The sequence below is a fragment of the Dyella sp. EPa41 genome, assembly GCF_016586165.1.
Taxonomy (GTDB): Bacteria; Pseudomonadota; Gammaproteobacteria; order Xanthomonadales; family Rhodanobacteraceae; genus Dyella.
On record NZ_BCPR01000017.1, the window covers coordinates 1 to 17,202 of the forward strand.

The 17,202-nt window shown below is 65.3% G+C and carries 15 protein-coding genes and 5 tRNA genes; 14 read left to right on the forward strand and 6 right to left on the reverse strand.

Features of this window, described 5'->3' with window-relative positions:
- Positions 1 to 22 precede the first annotated feature (22 nt).
- The 5 genes from JMF82_RS07655 (at position 23) to JMF82_RS07675 (ending at position 646) form a co-directional block, all read left to right on the forward strand.
- Positions 23 to 99 (forward strand) — tRNA-Arg (locus JMF82_RS07655).
- A gap of 173 nt (positions 100 to 272) precedes the next feature.
- Positions 273 to 349 (forward strand) — tRNA-Pro (locus JMF82_RS07660).
- A gap of 26 nt (positions 350 to 375) precedes the next feature.
- Positions 376 to 452, forward strand: a tRNA-Arg gene (locus tag JMF82_RS07665).
- Between the two features lie 13 nt (positions 453 to 465).
- A tRNA-His gene (locus JMF82_RS07670) sits at positions 466 to 542 on the forward strand.
- Between the two features lie 28 nt (positions 543 to 570).
- A tRNA-Lys gene (locus JMF82_RS07675) sits at positions 571 to 646 on the forward strand.
- A gap of 140 nt (positions 647 to 786) precedes the next feature.
- Here JMF82_RS07675 and JMF82_RS07680 read toward each other — a convergent pair.
- Together JMF82_RS07680 and JMF82_RS07685 are read right to left on the reverse strand one after the other, a co-directional pair.
- Complete coding sequence (locus tag JMF82_RS07680; protein WP_201313945.1) at positions 787 to 1,875, reverse strand: DNA topoisomerase IB; 1,089 nt, start codon at positions 1,873 to 1,875, stop codon at positions 787 to 789.
- 146 nt (positions 1,876 to 2,021) lie between these two features.
- Positions 2,022 to 2,822: an SDR family oxidoreductase gene (locus JMF82_RS07685; RefSeq protein WP_201313946.1), complete on the reverse strand. Its 801-nt coding sequence runs from the start codon at positions 2,820 to 2,822 to the stop codon at positions 2,022 to 2,024.
- 356 nt (positions 2,823 to 3,178) lie between these two features.
- On the opposite strand from JMF82_RS07685, the gene JMF82_RS07690 reads away from it, so the two are divergent.
- The 9 genes from JMF82_RS07690 (at position 3,179) to JMF82_RS07730 (ending at position 13,523) form a co-directional block, all read left to right on the forward strand.
- Positions 3,179 to 3,802, forward strand: coding sequence for an XrtA/PEP-CTERM system exopolysaccharide export protein (locus JMF82_RS07690; protein ID WP_201313947.1), 624 nt, complete (start codon positions 3,179 to 3,181; stop codon positions 3,800 to 3,802).
- A 58-nt stretch (positions 3,803 to 3,860) separates the two neighbouring features.
- Positions 3,861 to 5,384: an XrtA system polysaccharide chain length determinant gene (locus JMF82_RS07695; protein ID WP_201313948.1), complete on the forward strand. Its 1,524-nt coding sequence runs from the start codon at positions 3,861 to 3,863 to the stop codon at positions 5,382 to 5,384.
- A gap of 2 nt (positions 5,385 to 5,386) precedes the next feature.
- Positions 5,387 to 6,160: a polysaccharide biosynthesis protein gene (locus JMF82_RS07700; protein WP_236585350.1), complete on the forward strand. Its 774-nt coding sequence runs from the start codon at positions 5,387 to 5,389 to the stop codon at positions 6,158 to 6,160.
- Positions 6,161 to 6,228: 68 nt separating this feature from the next.
- Positions 6,229 to 7,572, forward strand: a complete 1,344-nt coding sequence (locus JMF82_RS07705) for an outer membrane beta-barrel protein (protein ID WP_201313950.1) — start codon at positions 6,229 to 6,231, stop codon at positions 7,570 to 7,572.
- Complete coding sequence (locus tag JMF82_RS07710) at positions 7,569 to 8,342, forward strand: alpha/beta hydrolase (protein ID WP_201313951.1); 774 nt, start codon at positions 7,569 to 7,571, stop codon at positions 8,340 to 8,342. The genes JMF82_RS07705 and JMF82_RS07710 overlap by 4 nt, the downstream gene beginning before the upstream one ends.
- Positions 8,342 to 9,160 carry an alpha/beta hydrolase gene (locus JMF82_RS07715; RefSeq protein WP_201313990.1) on the forward strand — a complete coding sequence of 273 codons (819 nt, stop codon included), beginning with the start codon at positions 8,342 to 8,344 and terminating at the stop codon, positions 9,158 to 9,160. The genes JMF82_RS07710 and JMF82_RS07715 overlap by 1 nt, the downstream gene beginning before the upstream one ends.
- Positions 9,161 to 9,165: 5 nt before the next feature.
- Positions 9,166 to 10,170: a UDP-glucose 4-epimerase GalE gene (gene galE, locus JMF82_RS07720; protein WP_236585351.1), complete on the forward strand. Its 1,005-nt coding sequence runs from the start codon at positions 9,166 to 9,168 to the stop codon at positions 10,168 to 10,170.
- Between the two features lie 62 nt (positions 10,171 to 10,232).
- Entirely contained in the window at positions 10,233 to 11,930 is a 1,698-nt protein-coding gene (locus JMF82_RS07725; RefSeq protein WP_236585352.1) for a hypothetical protein, read from the forward strand.
- A 45-nt stretch (positions 11,931 to 11,975) separates the two neighbouring features.
- Positions 11,976 to 13,523, forward strand: a complete 1,548-nt coding sequence (locus tag JMF82_RS07730) for an oligosaccharide flippase family protein (RefSeq protein ID WP_201313953.1) — start codon at positions 11,976 to 11,978, stop codon at positions 13,521 to 13,523.
- Positions 13,524 to 13,548: 25 nt separating this feature from the next.
- On the opposite strand, the gene JMF82_RS07735 is transcribed toward JMF82_RS07730, so the two are convergent.
- The 4 genes from JMF82_RS07735 to JMF82_RS07750 are packed head-to-tail and all read right to left on the reverse strand — an operon-like array spanning position 13,549 to position 17,148.
- Entirely contained in the window at positions 13,549 to 14,301 is a 753-nt protein-coding gene (locus JMF82_RS07735; RefSeq protein WP_201313954.1) for a glycosyltransferase family 2 protein, read from the reverse strand.
- Positions 14,298 to 15,242: a class I SAM-dependent methyltransferase gene (locus JMF82_RS07740; RefSeq protein ID WP_201313955.1), complete on the reverse strand. Its 945-nt coding sequence runs from the start codon at positions 15,240 to 15,242 to the stop codon at positions 14,298 to 14,300. The genes JMF82_RS07735 and JMF82_RS07740 overlap by 4 nt, the downstream gene beginning before the upstream one ends.
- Before the next feature lie 5 nt (positions 15,243 to 15,247).
- Positions 15,248 to 16,489, reverse strand: a complete 1,242-nt coding sequence (locus JMF82_RS07745; RefSeq protein WP_201313956.1) for a hypothetical protein — start codon at positions 16,487 to 16,489, stop codon at positions 15,248 to 15,250.
- A gap of 26 nt (positions 16,490 to 16,515) precedes the next feature.
- The gene (locus tag JMF82_RS07750) at positions 16,516 to 17,148 is read right to left on the reverse strand and encodes a polysaccharide deacetylase family protein (RefSeq protein WP_201313957.1); all 633 of its coding nucleotides are present in this window, start codon (positions 17,146 to 17,148) and stop codon (positions 16,516 to 16,518) included.
- Between the last annotated feature and the right edge of the window lie 54 nt (positions 17,149 to 17,202).

Consider the following 17,202-nt stretch of genomic DNA (forward strand, 5'->3'; position numbering starts at 1 on the left):
GGCAAGGCAAAAGTTTAAAAACGCGCCCGTAGCTCAGTTGGATAGAGTACCAGGCTACGAACTTGGTGGTCGGGAGTTCGAATCTCTCCGGGCGCGCCATATATGGCAAGACGAGGTGGAAACACCGCGGATTGCACCGCAAGGCAGTGAATCGCCAAGCGGACCGGACGAAGAGTTGAAGTTCGGTGTGCTTTGATACGGATTGACTAGGCTAGGCGTCACCCGTAGCATTTCAAAGCTTCAGCCCGCGGAAGCGGTTGAGGGTTCGAAATCGGGGTATAGCTCAGCCTGGTAGAGCGCCAGCTTTGGGAGCTGGATGTCGGGGGTTCGAATCCCTCTGCCCCGACCAGCAGATGCTATGCACAATGTGCACAAGCGCCTGTAGCTCAACCGGATAGAGCATCGGCCTTCTAAGCCGACGGTTGCAGGTTCGATTCCTGTCGGGCGCGCCAATTCAAGTTTATGGTGGGCGTAGCTCAGTTGGTTAGAGTACCGGATTGTGATTCCGGTTGTCGTGGGTTCGAATCCCATCGTCCACCCCAGTTTCAGGCTTTTACAATTCAGTTTTACGGGCCGTTAGCTCAGCTGGTAGAGCAGTTGACTCTTAATCAATTGGTCCTAGGTTCGAATCCTAGACGGCCCACCAATTATGAAAGGCACTTGGCGCAAGCCAAGTGCCTTTTTCTTTGCGTTGCTCAATGGGCAGCCGGGCCGTTCGAAGTGCAACGCGTAGGCGTTCTTCGTTGACGCAAGGCGGGCGCTCAGGAGTGCACGCGAGCTCGGTTCCTATCTGGCGCTCCGTCTCGTCCTTCTGTTTCGCGCATGCAGTTTGAGCATGCGCAGCGTCAGTTTCTCCAGCGTCGCGCGGCTGCGATGACTTAACCGGTGGGTGGCGCGTTGCAGAGTCCCGCTTTCGCAGGCGTCGAAAATGGCGGGGTGGATATAGGACTGCCGGCAGACGGCGGGTGTATGCCCCAATTGCCTGGCCACCGCCTCGATGCAGGTTTTCATCTGTGCGCGATGGGCGCGTTGGTTGGATGCTTCGGCGAGTTCGATGCATCCGAGTGCGGTCGTGGCGAGGACCGTGGCGCCCCAGGTACGGAAGTCCTTGGCGCTGAAGTCGGCACCGCTGATCTCGCGCAGGTAGTCGTTGACCATGCCTGAATCGACCGGATGCGCGGCGCCGTTGTCGTCCAGGTACTGGAATACGTGTTGCCCTGGAAGCTCCTGCAGGCGATTGACCAATCGCGCCACGACCGGGTCGTGAATGTCGACTTCGCGCTCGATGCCGCTTTTGCCGCGAAAACGCAGCTTCAGCTGCCGGCGCGAGACCCTGACGTGCCGGTTGCGCAAGGTGCTGAGGCCATAGCTGCCGTTGTCCTTGGCGTAGTCTTCGTTGCCGATGCGCAGCAGGGTGGTGTCCAGCAGGCGCACGATGGCGGCGAGTACCCGTGGTGGTGACAGTTCCCTGCGCTTGAGATCCCTCGTGACCTGGCGGCGGATGCGCGGCAGTGCCCGCCCGAAGGCCTGCATGCGATCGAACTTGCCGGTGTCGCGCAGTTGGCGCCAGCGAGGGTGGTAGCGATATTGCTTGCGTCCTTTGGCATCGCGCCCCGTGGCCTGCACGTGCCCGAGCGGATGGCTGCAGATCCATACCCGGGTATATGCCGGGGGAATCGCCAGGCTGCGGATGCGTTCCAGGATGGCGGGTTGCGTCACCCGGCGGCCACGTTCGTCCCGATAGCTGAAACCTTTGCCGGTGCGTTGCCGGTGGAACCCGGGCTGCTCATCGGTGACGTATACGAGGCCCGCCGACCTCGCTTCCTGTTTCGCAACGGCGACCGGATCGCCAGTGTTTCGCGCACTTCGTGCCATGGCCTGCCTGGACCCGCGACGGTCGAGCCATGGGGCCATGGGAAGCGTGCAAGCGGCGTCATGGAAAGCGCAACGGAATGCATCACGATGGCTTTGATGGCGACCCCGCAAGCATGTGCGCGTCGCTACCCGGCGCCGCGATGCGCTCAGGCGTACTGCATCTTGACGGTCATGCCGCCGTCGACCACGAAGTGCTGGCCCGTGACGAAACCCGACCGGGAAGACAGCAGATAGACGGCTAAAGCACCGATGTCTTCGGGCGTACCGACGCGTCCAACGGGATGCTGCGCATGGTCGCGGCGGCTGAGCTTGGGCGCGGAGCGCAGATCGGGCCTGCGCCACGCATCGGTGGCGATCCAGCCGGGAAGAATCGCGTTGACGCGCACGTCGGGTCCAGAGCTGATGGCGAGGGCATGGGTGAACGCCACAAGCCCGCCTTTGCTGGCAGCGTAGGCTTCGGTGTCCGGTTCCGACTGCAGCGCCCGGGTGGAGGCGATGTTCACGATGGCGCCACCGCGCTTGTGCAGTTCCGGCAGGGCGTGCTTGCTGCACAGGAAGGCGCCAGTGAGGTTGGTGGCGAGGTAGCGGTTCCAGTCCGCGAGCGCGAGTTCGGCAAGTGGCGCGGCATGGGGATTGGCGATGCCCGCGTTGTTCACCAGTCCGTCGATGCGTCCGAAGTGCCTCAGCGCGCTCGCCATCCAGCGGCGGACGCTCGCTTCGCGCGCGACATCCAGCACCGTGAAATGAGCGCGCGGGCCGACCTGCCATTCCTCGATGCACGCCTTGCCTGCTTCGGCATCCAGGTCGCCGATACCTACGCGGCCCCCGGCAGCGAGCACGGCCTGTGCTATGCCGCGACCGATGCCTTGTGCGCCGCCGGTGACAAGGATGGTCTTGTCTTTCAGGGGCAGCGGATCGTGGCTCGTGATGGCAGGTGCCTTGGGCATTGCAAGTCCTTGGTGTGGATCGGTGAGCGCTCGCCGTGATTCATCGCATCAACCGGAAGCAGGGGTGTCGCTGGTTTTCCGCGTCATGCACGGGTTCCGGGCGCGGGTTCATCGGCCAAACGGCCTAAAACCCGGCGCTGCCTTGTGGCGGATGGAGGGGCGGCATCGGGCGCGGTGGGCGCCGTCTTTCAGTATCGGCGTGGCCCCATGATCGCCACGTCGAAAGTGCGTCGGGTTTTTTGCAGGAATCCATGTGCGTCAAGGCATAGAACGAATGGTTTTGTCAAGTTTTCTTGGGGCATGGATATACTCCTTGGTGATGCAGTTCACATTTTGTATGCGCAGGGGGCCCCGCCATGAAATGTCTACGTTTGTTGCTTGTGCTGTGCGTTGCCGCGATGTTGACGGCCTGCGCCACGGGACGCGGTTCAACCGAAGCGCCCAAGATCGATCCCCAGGCGCAAGCCGTCGGAACCTACCGGATCGGCGTGGACGACCAGCTGCAGATCACGGTGTGGCAGAACCCCGACCTCAGCGTCAGCGTGCCGGTTCGTCCGGACGGCAAGATCACCGTGCCGCTGATCGGCGACGTGATGGCCGGCGGCAAGACGCCCGAGGAAGTGTCGGCGGAGATCAAGGACAAGCTCCAGTCCTACGTGCGTGACCCGCAGGTCGCCGTGATCCTGACCGCCTTGCGCAGCCATGAATATCTGTCGCGCGTTCGCGTGACCGGGGCCGTCCGCACGCCCGTTTCGCTGCCTTATCGCCAGGGCATGACCGTGCTCGACGCCGTGCTGGCGGCGGGTGGAACCACCGAGTTCGCCGCGCCGGACCGTACCGAACTGTTCCGCGAGGACAGGAACGGCGTGACCACGCCCTACGCCATCCGTCTGGACAAGGTGCTGCAGCAGGGCGATCTCGCCACCAATTATCCGGTGCAACCGGGAGACGTGGTCACGGTACCAATGCGGGCGTTCTGACGCCGCGCCAGGGGAACAAGGAAAGGGAGGTGCAGCCATGAGTGGAGAACTCAGGCCCATGACGAGCCTCGTGCCGTCATTGTTGAACGAGGCACGCCGCCGCCGCCTCGCGCTTGGCGTCGGTTTCGCGCTGATCGCTTTGATTGCGCTTGCCGTGGGCATGGCATGGCCTCGCAAGTATGTCGCCTCGACGACCATCCTCGCGCAGGAGAGCACGATCATCACCCCGCTCATGGAGGGCGCGGCGGCGCCGACGGGCAACAAGAACCGCGCGAACATGGCGCGCGACGTGATCTTCGGCCACAAGGTGATGACCAGGATCCTGGAAGTCGGCGGATGGACGGCGACGCATCCCTCGCCAGTGGAACAGGACCGCATCATCGAGGGGATCAAGTCGCGCACCCTGGTGCAGATCGCCCGCGACAACCTGATCACCATCACCTACAACGACAACAACGCCCGTCGCGCCTACGAGGTGACGCGTGCGTTTGCCCAGCTCTTCATCAGCGAAAGCCTGGCGTCCAAGCAGCGCGAGAGCAGGGAGGCCTACGAGTTCATCAACAGCCAGGTCGAGGCGTACCGCAAGAAGCTCACCGACGCCGAGGACAAGTTGAAGTCCTATCGCGATGCCAATGCCGATGCACGGCCAGGCAGCGAGGCCGATACCGCCGCACGCATCAGCCAGCTGCGCACGCAGATCGAGTCCTCCCGGATGGATCTGATGGAGCGTCGTTCGCAGGAAGCATCGTTGGCCGCCCAGCTCAACGGCGAGTCCGAGGTGAACACCGTGCAGACCGCCGACGGCGCCCTGCGCGCGCAGCTGGGCGAACTGCAGGCGCAGCTGAGCAGGCTGCTGCTCACCTATACCGATTCGTATCCGGACGTGGTGCGTATCCGGCACCAGATGGACGATCTCAAGCGCCAGCTGAGCGCCGCCGAGCAACACCAGCACGCCGCCCAGATGGCCGGTACGCCGACCGCACTGGAAAACAGCGTGACGTTCAACCCGGCCTACCAGCAGATCAAGACGCAGCTGGCCTCCACGCGCGCATCCACCGCGGCGGCGGCGGCCCGCATGAGCGCGAGCGAGTCCATGCTGCAATCGGAGCTGCAGCGAAGCACGCGCATCGCCAATTCGGAGAACGTCACGGCCGAGCTGACGCGCGACTACAACGTCAATCGCGACGTTTACCAGGATCTCCTGAAGCGCCGCGAGAACGCCCGCGTGTCGATGAACCTCGACGCGGAGCAGCGCGGCCTCAATTTCCTGATCCAGAACCCCGCGGTCATGCCGCTGACCCCGTCCGGCCTGCGGTTCATGCATTTCGGCCTCGCCGGGATCGCGCTGTCCATCGCCATTCCACTGGGCCTGCTGGTCGCCTTGGTGTGGTTCGATCCGCGTGTTCGCTCGACCTGGCAGGTCGAGCATGCCATCGGCGTCCCCGTGCTGGCGACGATTCCGTTCTATCCGACGCCACGGGATCGCCGGCGCGACCATCTGCGCAACATGATCGTGACGCTGATCGTCCTTGGCGTGGCGGTCGTCTATCTGATCGCCGTCTGGATGCGGCTGAAGGGATGACCATGAACATCGAAAACGACAAGATATCCGGCATCAGCGAAGTGCTTGAAGCGGCGGCGCACAGCCTGGAGATGCGCAAGTCGTCGAGCCAGTCCATCGCGCGCATGCACGAGCATGGCGGGGCGCTGGCCCCGGTGCAGCTCGAGCAGCGCCGGATGATCCACCGCGAGGAGTCCGTGCGTCCGCAGGCGGACGCCTTTCGCGAGATCCGCACGCGCCTGCTCGCCATGGCCGGGCAACAGAACTTCGTGACGCTGGTGGTGGCGGTGAGCCCGCGCTCCGGCGGCAGTTTCGTGGCGCGCAACCTCGCGGCGGCCTTTGCCTTCGACGAGGCGAAGACCAGCCTGCTGATCGATTGCAACGTGCGCTATCCGAGCCAGCACAAGGCGATGGGCATCGAGGCAACGCGCGGTGGCCTGACCGACCTGATGGATCATCCGGCGATTGGCGTGGAGTCGATCCTCTACCACACCGGCGTGCCGCACCTGCGGTTGATTCCCGCCGGCAGCGCGCGCGAAAGCGGCAGCGAATACTTCACTTCTTTCCGCATGCGCACGGTGATCGACTCGCTGCGTTCGCGCTATGCGGATCGGTATCTGTTTCTCGACGGCCCCGCGATCAAGGGTGCGCCGGACGCGCGAATCCTCGCCGACCTGGCCGATTTCGTGGTGGTGGTGGCCGGTTACGGCAAGGACACGCCGGGGGCGATCAACCAGGCCCTGACGCATTTCGAGCCGAGCAAGCTGGCAGGAGTGGTGTTCAACCAGGCGCAGTAGGGCGGGTAGGGAAGGCGCGCCGGGCCGCGGGTCCGGCGTCATTGGGGACCAGGGTCAGAGGACAGTACATGCCGGCTTTCAGCAAGCTCGCTCGCGCCACCATGCTCGCGCTCGTTGCGGTGCCCGGCATGTCCTTTGCGGGAACCTTCGGCTATGCCTTGTTCGGCAGCATCGAGCACAGCGACAACATCGCGCTGACCACCAGCAACCCGACCAGCACCAACATCATCACGCCGGGCATGAATTTCGCCTACCAGGAGCTGGGCTCCAGCTTCCAGGCCAATGTGGTCGGTACGCTGGAATACCTCCACTACACCAACAGCCAGTACGACAGCCAGACCCGCACGACGCTCACCGGCCAGGCCAACTGGTCGATCATGCCGCAGCGGCTGGACTTCACCATCGAGGACGACGCTGGCATCCAGCCGGTGGACACGCTGGCCAGCAATGCACCGGACAACCAGCAGCAGACCAACGTGCTGTCGCTGGGGCCGGTGCTGCACTTCAACTTCAACGAAGCCACGCGTGGCCAGGCGGAGGTGAAGTACTTCAACAGCTATGCCTCCAAGGTCGATGATTTCGACTCGTCCCGCGGGCTGGCCGCGTTCCGCGTGATTCGCGACGTGAGCCCGACCACGCAGGTATCGCTGAACGCCGAATCCCAGCGGGTGGATTTCCGCAACAACGCCACGGGCCCGGATTACACCCGCAATTCGCTGTACGGGCATTACGTGCATACGTTGCGCGACTTCGACGTGGACGCGCTGCTTGGCTGGACCTACATCGATTTCAACCACGAGCCGAGCGCGTCCAAGCCCATGGCCCGCATTACGCTGGGCTGGCGGCCCAGCCTGAGCAACAGCTTCAGCATCATGGGCGTCTACGAGTACTCCGACGCCGCGCAGGACATGCTGCTGCAGCCCGGCCAGAAAATCGTCGACAGCATGACCAACGTGCCGGCGAACCCGCTCGACCTGATCAATGATCCCACGCGCGGAATCAACACCGGTTCGATGGTGGTCGACTCGCAGGTCTACCTCGACCAGAGCGTGCAGGCGACCTACAGCTATCACATCGAACGTCTGACGCTGACCATCGCGCCGCTCTATCGCAAGCTGTCCTACCTCAACGATCCGACGTTCAACCAGACGGAACGCAATGGCGCCTTCAGCCTGGACTACAAGTTGCGGCCGACCTTGCTGCTGTCGACGTTCCTCAACGTCGACCATACCGATTACCACAGCATCGATCGCACCGACAAGGACTATCGCTTCGGTGCGGCGCTGAGCCATCAGTTCACCGACAAGTGGAGCTGGCGCGTCTCCTATACGCGGCAGCTGCGCAACAGCACCGTGGCCGGCCAGAGCTACCACGAGAACGAATACATGCTGTCCGTGGTGTACCACCGATGAAAGCGCGCATCGAAGCCGACCTGCCGTTCTATTTCGGCCCGGGAAGGGAGCTGTTCGGCTTCTATCATCCCGCGCCGGCCGCCAGCGGCGCGGCGGTGCTGTTGTGTCCGCCGCTGGGTGCCGAGCAGATCCGCTGCCATCGCCTTTACCGGCAGCTGGCTCATGCCCTGGCGGAGGCTGGTTTTCCGGTGCTTCGCTTCGACTATTACGGCACCGGCGATTCGGCCGGCCATGGTCGCGATGTCGATTGGACGCGTTGCCTCGCGGACGTCGCAACGGCAGCCACGGAACTGCGCGCGCGCAGCGGCGCGCAACGCATCCTGGCGTTTGGCACCCGGTTGGGCGCCAATGCCGCGCTCGACGCGACGGATGCGGCGTTGGCCGGCGTGGTGGCGTGGGATGCCATTGCCGATGGCGCCGCGCTGGTTGGTGAACTCGATCGCATGCAGGACGCGTTGAAGGTCGACCTCAACCGCTTCGACCAGGCGCGCCCGGAGCTGGACGTGCGCCTGGAGTGGCAGGGCTTCGAAACCACGGAACACTTGCGGGCCCAGCTTTCCGTCGTAGGCCTGCCGGCACTCGGTCCGCGCACCGCGTGGCTGGTGTCGAAAGGATCCGACGCGGTGTCGGAGCACGCGGACCGGCAGGGAAGAAGCGTCGAGGCGATCGATGTCGCGCCGCGCTGGGACGACATCGACCGGCTGGAAATGGCGATCCTGTCGCATCCCTTGATCGACGCGGCCAGGCGTCGCCTGCGGGAGATGGCGTGATGCACGAGCAGGCGTTCCGTTTCGGCAGTTCGCGCCACCTGGTCGGCATCGTCGGCTTGCCGCCGGTGATCGACCATGGCGTGGGCGTGGTGCTGCTCAATGCCGGCATGGTGTATCGCATCGGCCCGTTCCGCCTGCACGTCGACCTGGCGCGCCGGCTCAATGCGCTGGGTTACCCCACGCTGCGTTTCGACCAGTCGACCATCGGCGACAGCGGGGCAGGCGGGAAATTGCTTGCGCGGCCCGAGCAGGTGGTGGCCGATGTCGGTGAAGCCATGGATCTGCTGCATCAGCAGACGGGTTGCCGGCGTTTCGTGCTCTTCGGGCTTTGCTCGGGTGCGCAGAACGCGCACTCGGTGGCTCATGCCGATCCGCGCGTGGTCGGGGCGTTGTTCCTTGACGGCTATGGCCATCGCACGCTCGGCCAGCGGCTGCGCCATTACCTGCCACGCCTGATGAAGGCATCGGTGTGGAAGCAGTGGATCACGCGCAAGCGCGCTGCGTCGGGCCCGCGCCCGCCGGAGCCGGCATTCGTCGTCGAGCCCCTGCCGGGCAAGGTCGTCGGCGGCCAGCTTGCGGACATGCTTGCGCGCGGGCTGAAGCTCGACTTCGTCTACAGCGGCGGCGTGTCCCGCTACTTCAACCATGTCCGGCAGTTTCGCGAGTGTTTCGGCCGGCTGGCCGACCACGCCGGTGTCAGCGTCAGCTATTTCCAGGAATCCGATCACACCTACGTACTTCGTGGCGACCGGAAGCGACTGCTCGACCATGTCGCGCAATGGATGGGCCGCCACTTTCCCGTCACGCGACCAGGGTAGTGCTTATGCGCAAGGTACTCGTCACCGGCGGAGCCGGTTACATAGGGAGTCATGTCGTGCAGCAGCTGGTGGCACGCGGCGAGTCGGTGGTGGTGATCGACAACCTCAGCACGGGCTTTCGCGAGGCGGTGCAGGATGCGGAGCTGGTGGTGGGCAATGTCGGCGACATCAGCCTGGTGTCGTCGGTGCTGCGTGTCTGCGGCATCGATGCCGTGATGCACTTCGCCGCCCATACCATCGTGCCCGAATCGGTAAGCGACCCGCTCAAGTATTACGGCAACAACACCTGCAACACGCGCAACCTGCTGGCGGCCTGCGCCGATGCCGGCGTAGACAAGTTCATCTTTTCCTCGACCGCGGCGGTCTACGGGCTGACCGAACGGGGCGTGGCGGATGAAAACACGCCCACGCATCCGGTCAATCCCTACGGCATGTCGAAGCTGATGTCGGAAACCATGCTCGCCGACTACTGCGCGACCGGGCTCATGCGCCACGTGATCCTGCGCTATTTCAACGTGGCCGGTTGCGATCCCAAGGGGCGCATCGGGCATTCCGCGCCCACGGCGACCTTGTTGATCAAGGCGGCCTGCGAGCATGCCGTGGGCAAGCGCGACTCCCTGGCGATCTACGGTACGGACTACGACACGCCCGATGGAACCGGCATCCGCGATTACATCCACGTCGACGACCTGGCGGCAGCGCACCTGCGCGCACTGGATCATCTGCGTTCGGGCGGAACGTCGCTTACGCTCAATTGCGGTTACGGCCACGGCTACAGCGTCCGCGAGGTGCTGGACTCGGTGGCGCGGGTCGGTGGGCAACCACTCAACATCGTCGAATTGCCACGGCGCGAGGGCGACCTGGCCAAGCTCATCGCCTGCAGCGACCGGCTCAAGCAAGTGCTCGACTGGCAGCCGCAATACGACGACCTCGATTTCATCGTACGGACAGCCTTGGTGTGGGAGCGCAAGCTCGTAAGCAAACGCATGCCGCTGTCGTCGGTCGCCTGATGGGCAAGGCGCGGCCAGGTTTCCATCTCGTCCGGCCCGCGCCGGTCGATGGGCGCCTGTGGATGAGCTTGCTGGTGCTGCTTGCGTTGCTGGGCATGGCGTCGACGGTCGTGGCCTTGCCGCATCGTCCGCATGCCGCGTCGGGGTCCGCTTCCAAGCCCCGGCAGCAAGCCGAGCCGTCCGCTCCCGCGGACGCGGCGCCTGGACAGCGCATCGTCGTCCATCGCAACGTGGGCGAGGGCAGCGACGTGCGTGTGTCGGTCGGTATCCCGTTTCCGCCGTCCGCGCTGCGCGATGCCGGCCTGGTGCGCATCCTCGACGACAAGGGTGAAGAGGTGCCGTCGCACGTGCAGGTCACGTTGCGGTGGTATGCCAAGGACCACAGCATCCGCGCCGTACGCGCGCAGTTCCATGCCCGGCTGCAGGGAAGCGAAGCAACGTACTACTTCGCGTTGGGCAAACCCCGTGCCCGCGAGGCCGACGGTTGGCCGTATGCGCAGGAGCGCGTGCCGGATGCGCAAGGCGTCCGCGTTGCCGCGGCGTTGGCCACGCTGGAGCCGTCGTGGCTGTGCGCCTCGCTCATTGCCGGACCGCAGGTGCCGGCGGCGCATGACGAGGCATACGCACGCTATGTGTCGACCCAGTTCGACTGGGCGCGCAAGTTGCCGGTGGACGACCATACGGCCTGGTTGTTCGATCGCCCGTCCACGCTGTTCAAGGCCTACGTGCGCACGGGACGCTTCGACTACCTGCAGGCGGCGGACCAGAGCTATCACTTCTACATGCGTTACGTGAAGCGCGAAGGGTTGCCGTTCAGTCCGTTCTGCGCGGGCGGCTGGACGATGGGCAAGGAACCGTGCGACGTGAAGTACGTCTATATCGAGCCCAGCCTGTTGGCGCTGGCGTTGACGGGCGACGACAGCGAATACGATGCGGCCCTCGTCGACAAGATGGTGACGCTGTGGCAGCACGGCGGCTGGTCGGGCACGCCGGGTCCGTACGTCAGCCCCGGCGAGCGCTTCACCGAGCGCCTGGCCGGTCTCGGCCTGCTGGCCACGGTCAATGCCTACGAGCTGACCGGCGACCTCCGCTACCTGCGCTACACGCGCGAGCGGGTCGACTGGTTGTACGAGCACCAGCGCGCCAATCCGGACAAGCTTGGCGACGACGGTTCGTGGCGCAACAGCTGGAACCTGCACGAGGACGACGCATGGAATCCCGAGCGCGACGTGCGCGGGTCGTCGCCCTGGATGAGCGAGAACATCATCGATGGCCTCTGGCACGCCTGGCTGGTGACGGGCGATCAGCGCATTCCCGCCATGATCACGGCGTTCGGGCGCTACATGGAGCGTTACGGCTGGATCGACGTGGCGGAGATCAAATCCAGCCGCGATTGGCGCAATCCCTGCTCGGGGTCGAACGGGCAGATTGCCTGGTACTGGTCGTCCTCGCAGGCCGGCTTCGCCAGGCTGGCCGACATCGAGGACTCGGACGGCTGGTACAGCGACGCCCACAACGTCGAACTGGTCATGCCGGTGGCTGCGGCCTATTACTTCGAGAAGGACCGGGCGCAGAGCGAGGCGCTGAAACGGCGGCTCGACGCGCTGGCATCCTCCTACAGCACCGAGTGCGCCCAGATCAGCGGCACCACGCGGCGCTTCAACTGGAACAACCGTGGCGCCGGCGTGGCGATGTGGTTTCTGCAGCAGCCGGCCGGCAGCGGCGCGGTGTCGTCGATGGCTGGCCATGCCATGCCGTAAGGCATGCAACGAAGAGGACAACAGGATGGTCGGGGGCAGTTGCACATGAGTCGTCGTCTGGCAGCACTTCGCAGCATGGCGCTGGTGTCGGCGTCCACTTATGTGGAATACGGCCTGGGCCTGCTGATCAGCGTGTGGATCGCGCGCACCCTCGGGCCCGCCGATTTCGGCCGTTATGCGTTCACGGTGTGGCTGTGCGGCTGGCTGATGACCTGCAGCAACCATGCGTTGACCACGTCGTCGACCAAGTTCATCGCCGAAGCGTACGGCGCGGGCGCACCGGAGGTCGCCTCGCATCTCTCGGCACGCCTGATGCGCTATCAGTCGCTGAGCTCGGCCATCGTGATCGCACTGTTTGTCGTGGGCGTGGCGATCATCCAGCCGTCCGAATGGCAGGGCCTGACCGTGCCCATCACGGCGCTGGTGTGCGTCGCGGTGGTGGCCAAGGCGAACTACGGGCTGCTGGTGGCCATTTCCAAGGGACAGGAGCACTTCGAGCCGGTATCGATCGCCACCGTGCTTTCCGGCGCGATCACGCTCGCGCTGGTGGCGGTGGCGTCTTGGTTCCGTCTGGGCCTGCTGGCTTTCATCGCGATCTTCGCCATTTCCTGCCTTACGCTGGGGCTGATCAATCGCATTGCCTGTCGTCGTTACTGCCTGCCGTACGAGCCGGGCGACATTCCGCAGGAAATGGACGGCCGCCTTTCGCGACACCTGCGGCTTACCGCGGTGCTCATCCTCATCATCGGCCTGAAGACGAACACGGTGGAGGTGTTCCTGCTCAACACCTACGCGAACTCGACCGCGGTCGGCTTCTTCGCCATCGCGGGCACGCTCACGCGCGGCGCCGTGGAGCTGTTCTCGGTGGGCCTCACCACCACGCTGCTGCCCTATATGGCGCGGGCGTTCGGGCAGAACGGCCAGTCCCAGGCCACGCGGGTGCTGTCGGAAGCCACGCGGTTCTATTGGGCCACGGGCCTGATGATCGCCGGGCTCGGCTTCGTCACCACGCCGGGACTGGTCACGCTGATGTACGGCAACCGCTATGTCGATGCCATCCCGGCCATCGAGGTCACGCTGGTGCTTGCCGGCTTGCTGCTGATCACCAACAGCATCGCCGCGTTCCAGGTAGTGACCGACCGCCAGGGCGACCGGCTGCGCATCTCCACCAGCGCGCTGGTGATCAATGTCGTGCTGGGTTTTTCGCTGATTCCGCACTTCGGGCTGCTCGGCGCCGTGCTCTGCTATGCCGGCACGCGCCTGGCCGAGCTGCTGATCTGCATCTTCTATATCCGCCGCGTCGCGAGTGCGGGACTGCCGGTGGCGCTGATGGCGCGCCTGCTGGTGGTCGGCCTGGCGGCCACCGGCCTCGGCTGGCTCGTGGCGGACGTGACACCCGGGCACATGGCCTTCATCACCGGCGCCATCACCTTCGTGGCGGTGTTTGTTCCGGCGAGTTTCCTGGTGCGTTACTGGAGCGACGAGGATTTCCGCCTGATGGGCATGATCACCGACAAGCTGGGGCCGGCCGGGCGCGTGCTGATGCGCGCGCTGGGCTACCTGCAGGGACCGGTGCCGCGCGTGAGTCCCTGAGGCGACCAGTGCCTGTCAACCGGCCCTAGACCACGCGCTTCATGACCGCTTGCCAGGCGTAGTGGCACATGTGCTGTGAGGACGACAGCCAGCCCAGTTGCGCCACATCGCGGTAGATGCGCCATTGCCAGCGCGCGGCGCGCCACTTGTCCGACGAGACGGAGCCGTCGCGCACAAGGTAGTAGGCGAGCGCGTGATCGCTGGGCACGCAGCTGGCGCCGCCCGCGCGACGCACCATTTCCAGCCAGAACACATAGTCCTCGTGGCCCACCTTGCGGAAGGCGAGGTCCCCCAGGCTGCGGTCGTAGATGCCGGTGAGGTTGCCGATATGGTTGCTGCGAAGCATCCGCTCGTAGGAGACGCTCGCCGGCGGGCGCACGTGCGACAGCAGCCGGCCATCCTCGCCCACGCGATCGTACGGGGTGTAACAGACGCGCGCCCCCGTGTCCTGCATGTGCCGCAGCTGCCATTCCAGCTTGGACGAATGCCAGCCGTCGTCACTGTCCAGGAAGGCGATGTGCGAGCCGCGTGCGGCCGCGATGGCGGTATTGCGCGCGGCGGCCACGCCGGCGTTGGCGGGGGCGTGGATGACGCGGATGCGCTCATCGGCGGCGGCCAGGGAGTCGACCAGCATGGCGGTACCGTCCGTGGAGCAATCGTCCACGATCACCAGCTCCCATGCGGTGTAGCTTTGCGACAGCACCGACAGCACGGCGCTGCGGATGTAGGCCTGCGCGTTGTACGCGGGCATCACCACGCTGACCAGGGTGGGGCTCATGCGGCCGCCGGCACCGCGCGCTTGCGTCCGATGAAATCGATCGAGGTCACGCACAGGCGTTCGGGCGGGATGTGCGCGAACTGCGGGTGCACTTTCATGTTCGCCAGTTCCGCCAGCCGCTTCTCGCGGGCGCACTCGGTATTGAGCACGATGTCGAAGCCGGCCTGCACGGCGCGGTCGACGAACTCGTAGGCACGCATGCGGTTCTGGTAGAGAAACGCATTGTCCCACTGCCGCCACTCGCGGTCGGAATACTGGAGGTAGTTGAGCTGGTTGATGCGGCGGTCGACGTAGGCGTAGTGGTCGCCGCAGTTCACCGAATGGAACATGATGCCGCCGGGCGCAAGGATGCGCATGGCTTCGCGGTAGATGCCGTCGACCGCATCGGGAAACACATGTTCGAGCACGCTGTTGGAGAACACGCAGTCCACCTGCTGGCCGGGCAGGGAGGTGCGCGAGGCATCGGCCGGTGCGTCATAGACCACCACGCCATCGGTGGCGTGGCCCACGTCGTCGCCCTGATGCAGGCGCGCCGCCAGTTGCTGCTGTCGCCGTTGGACATCGCCCTCCGGCACGCCGCAAGCTTCGGCGATCAAACGCGTGTGGCGAGCCAGGTGGTCGGCGCAGTCGCGCACCAGCTCGGGTTTGATGTGCCGGTTGAGGTCGACCGTGATGACCTGACGTGCACCGCCGAGGTAGCACGCGAACGGAAACGTCGGATACCAGCCGCTGCCGATCTCGAACAGCCGCGCGCCCTCGATGGGGCGGCCCGCGGCTTGCAGGTGTCCGGCCATGAGGCGCCAGTCGTCCATCTTGATGTCGAACTCGCGCCTGAAATCGCGCAGGCCGCCGAAGCGGCGCTGCAGCAGGTAGTGCGCCTGTTCGCCGCCCGGCACGTGGCCAAGCACTTTCTGCAACACGCCTTTGGCACGCCAATGCATAGCGGTTACTCCATGTCAGGGGCGCCGGCAAGCGCCTCGGTCCGCTGGGGATCCGGCATGGCCGGAGAGGTCCACCGGGTGACGCCGGGAGGCGGCGGCAGCTCGAAGTCGCGATAGCGCGACGGGTCGCCGGCGAGGCCGGCTTCGGCGGCCTTGATGATGTTGTACGTTTCGCGCGCGGTCACGTAGTGCAATACGTAGCGCTCGCCGTCGTTGTAGTGGCGCTCGAGGTGCGCATGCATGGCATGGGCCGGCGCACCAAGCAGCGTATCCATGTCGCGCTCCTGCGTGCCGTGCGTGTGGATCTTCACGAAGACCCATTCGGGACGGCCTTCGACGTGGATGCCGGTGCGGATCCACGCATCCACGCGATCGGGCGTCGGCGGGCAGCTGTGCCGTACATCGGCGTTCTCGATGCGGGGCATGATGCCCTTGCGGCGGCGTTTCCAGTCCAGGCCCAGGGGACCTTGCACGATCATCAGGTCGCCGCTGGCCTCGCCGCCCGCCTTTACGGGCGTGCCGGTGTCGTGCGACTTCGGGCGGTGCGGATCGTCGGTGGCGTAGTAGATGGCGTTGATCGTGCGCGTCTGCGTTTCGCTGGGTGCAGAAGGCAGGGTGAAGTCCGCATAGCAGCCCAGCTCGCGCAGCAGGATCAGCTCGTTGTTGAGGCCGCACCAGCGTCCGTCGGCGCGGGAGTTGTCCAGCGACCAGTTGCCGTGGATGAAGCCAAACCGCAGCTGTCCCGTACGCGGGTCGCGCGACAGCGCGCCGTGACGCGCATGCAGCAGTTCGTTGAAGCGCGAGATGGTGGCGCGGAAGTTGTCCGGCGTGTCGTTGTCGTGGTGAAGGTGGATCTCGATCTCGCCGTAACCGCTGGCGCAAAGCCCTGCGATCTTGTCGAGGTGCTCGGGCAAGTACTCTTCTTCGGGATAGAAGAAGCTGTGCTGCGGCGGCCGGCCATCCGCGTCGCGGTGTTGCGATGCCATGGCGGGATAGTCGCGGCACCAGCGGTCGACCCGACGGCGCTGCGTTTCGAGGTCGACGCGGCCCCAGGCGGGCTCATAGTGGTCGACGAAACAGAACATCACGTGGATCGGTCCCTTGACCGCCGGGCGCCTGCGGCGGCGCAGGTAGCTGCCCAGCCACACCTGCATGTTGCGCGAGCGTATGGCGAGCCAGGCGACCACGCCGAGCGCAGCGGCCATGACGGCCAGGGCCAGGAGCGCGATGAGAATGGGTTGGATCATGGCCGGTCCCCGTGCTCCTGCGCCGCTCAGGCGGGCAACGCAGGAAAGGTGAAACCGTGCTGCTTCCATTCCGGCAGCAGGGCTTCGAGCATGCGACGCGAACAGTCGCTGTCGTCGTGCATCAGCATCACGTCGCCGGCGCGCGGCGGCTGCGCGCGCAGCCGCGCCGCCAGCTCCTCGGGCTGGCGGTTCTGGTAGTCGAGCGTGTCGTACGACCAGTAGGCGAGATTGCGGCGGTTGAACGCGAAGCGCAGCGCGAGCGCCGGCGGGAACACGCCGCGCGGCGGACGAAAACGATGATGGCGACGGCCGTCGAAACCCCGCAGCACCGTGTCGGTGCGTTGCACCTCCTGCCACTGCTCGCGGTGCGAGAGGGCATGGAAGCGCGGATGCGTGTACGAATGATTGCCCAGGCTGTGGCCATCCTCGACGATGCGCCACACCAGCTCGGGGTGACGCTCCGCCTCGCGGCCGATCAGGAAGAACGTGGCCTTCGCCCCATGACGACGCAGCAGCTCCAGCAGCGCCGGCGTGTGTTCGGGGTTGGGGCCATCGTCGAAGGTGAGATAGATCGCCTTGCCGGAACGCGGCCCGCGGGTGGAGATCACCGCGTCGGGAAACCATTCCAGCATGCGCATCTTCTTGGGACGAAAACTCATGGTGACGGCTCGCGCTTGGGTTCTTGGCGCGACGGATCCATTCCGCTGTTCCCC

What these genes read in the sequence shown, in the direction of transcription:
- JMF82_RS07690 (WP_201313947.1), top strand. Translation starts at nt 3,179, where the DNA reads ATGAAATGTCTACGTTTGTTGCTTGTGCTGTGCGTTGCCGCGATGTTG.
- JMF82_RS07715 (WP_201313990.1), top strand. Translation starts at nt 8,342, where the DNA reads ATGCACGAGCAGGCGTTCCGTTTCGGCAGTTCGCGCCACCTGGTCGGC.
- JMF82_RS07730 (WP_201313953.1), top strand. Translation starts at nt 11,976, where the DNA reads ATGAGTCGTCGTCTGGCAGCACTTCGCAGCATGGCGCTGGTGTCGGCG.
- JMF82_RS07695 (WP_201313948.1), top strand. Translation starts at nt 3,861, where the DNA reads ATGACGAGCCTCGTGCCGTCATTGTTGAACGAGGCACGCCGCCGCCGC.
- galE (WP_236585351.1), top strand. Translation starts at nt 9,166, where the DNA reads ATGCGCAAGGTACTCGTCACCGGCGGAGCCGGTTACATAGGGAGTCAT.
- JMF82_RS07725 (WP_236585352.1), top strand. Translation starts at nt 10,233, where the DNA reads ATGAGCTTGCTGGTGCTGCTTGCGTTGCTGGGCATGGCGTCGACGGTC.
- JMF82_RS07680 (WP_201313945.1), bottom strand. Translation starts at nt 1,875, where the DNA reads ATGGCACGAAGTGCGCGAAACACTGGCGATCCGGTCGCCGTTGCGAAA.
- JMF82_RS07685 (WP_201313946.1), bottom strand. Translation starts at nt 2,822, where the DNA reads ATGCCCAAGGCACCTGCCATCACGAGCCACGATCCGCTGCCCCTGAAA.
- JMF82_RS07750 (WP_201313957.1), bottom strand. Translation starts at nt 17,148, where the DNA reads ATGAGTTTTCGTCCCAAGAAGATGCGCATGCTGGAATGGTTTCCCGAC.
- JMF82_RS07735 (WP_201313954.1), bottom strand. Translation starts at nt 14,301, where the DNA reads ATGAGCCCCACCCTGGTCAGCGTGGTGATGCCCGCGTACAACGCGCAG.
- JMF82_RS07705 (WP_201313950.1), top strand. Translation starts at nt 6,229, where the DNA reads ATGCCGGCTTTCAGCAAGCTCGCTCGCGCCACCATGCTCGCGCTCGTT.
- JMF82_RS07745 (WP_201313956.1), bottom strand. Translation starts at nt 16,489, where the DNA reads ATGATCCAACCCATTCTCATCGCGCTCCTGGCCCTGGCCGTCATGGCC.
- JMF82_RS07700 (WP_236585350.1), top strand. Translation starts at nt 5,387, where the DNA reads ATGAACATCGAAAACGACAAGATATCCGGCATCAGCGAAGTGCTTGAA.
- JMF82_RS07740 (WP_201313955.1), bottom strand. Translation starts at nt 15,242, where the DNA reads ATGCATTGGCGTGCCAAAGGCGTGTTGCAGAAAGTGCTTGGCCACGTG.
- JMF82_RS07710 (WP_201313951.1), top strand. Translation starts at nt 7,569, where the DNA reads ATGAAAGCGCGCATCGAAGCCGACCTGCCGTTCTATTTCGGCCCGGGA.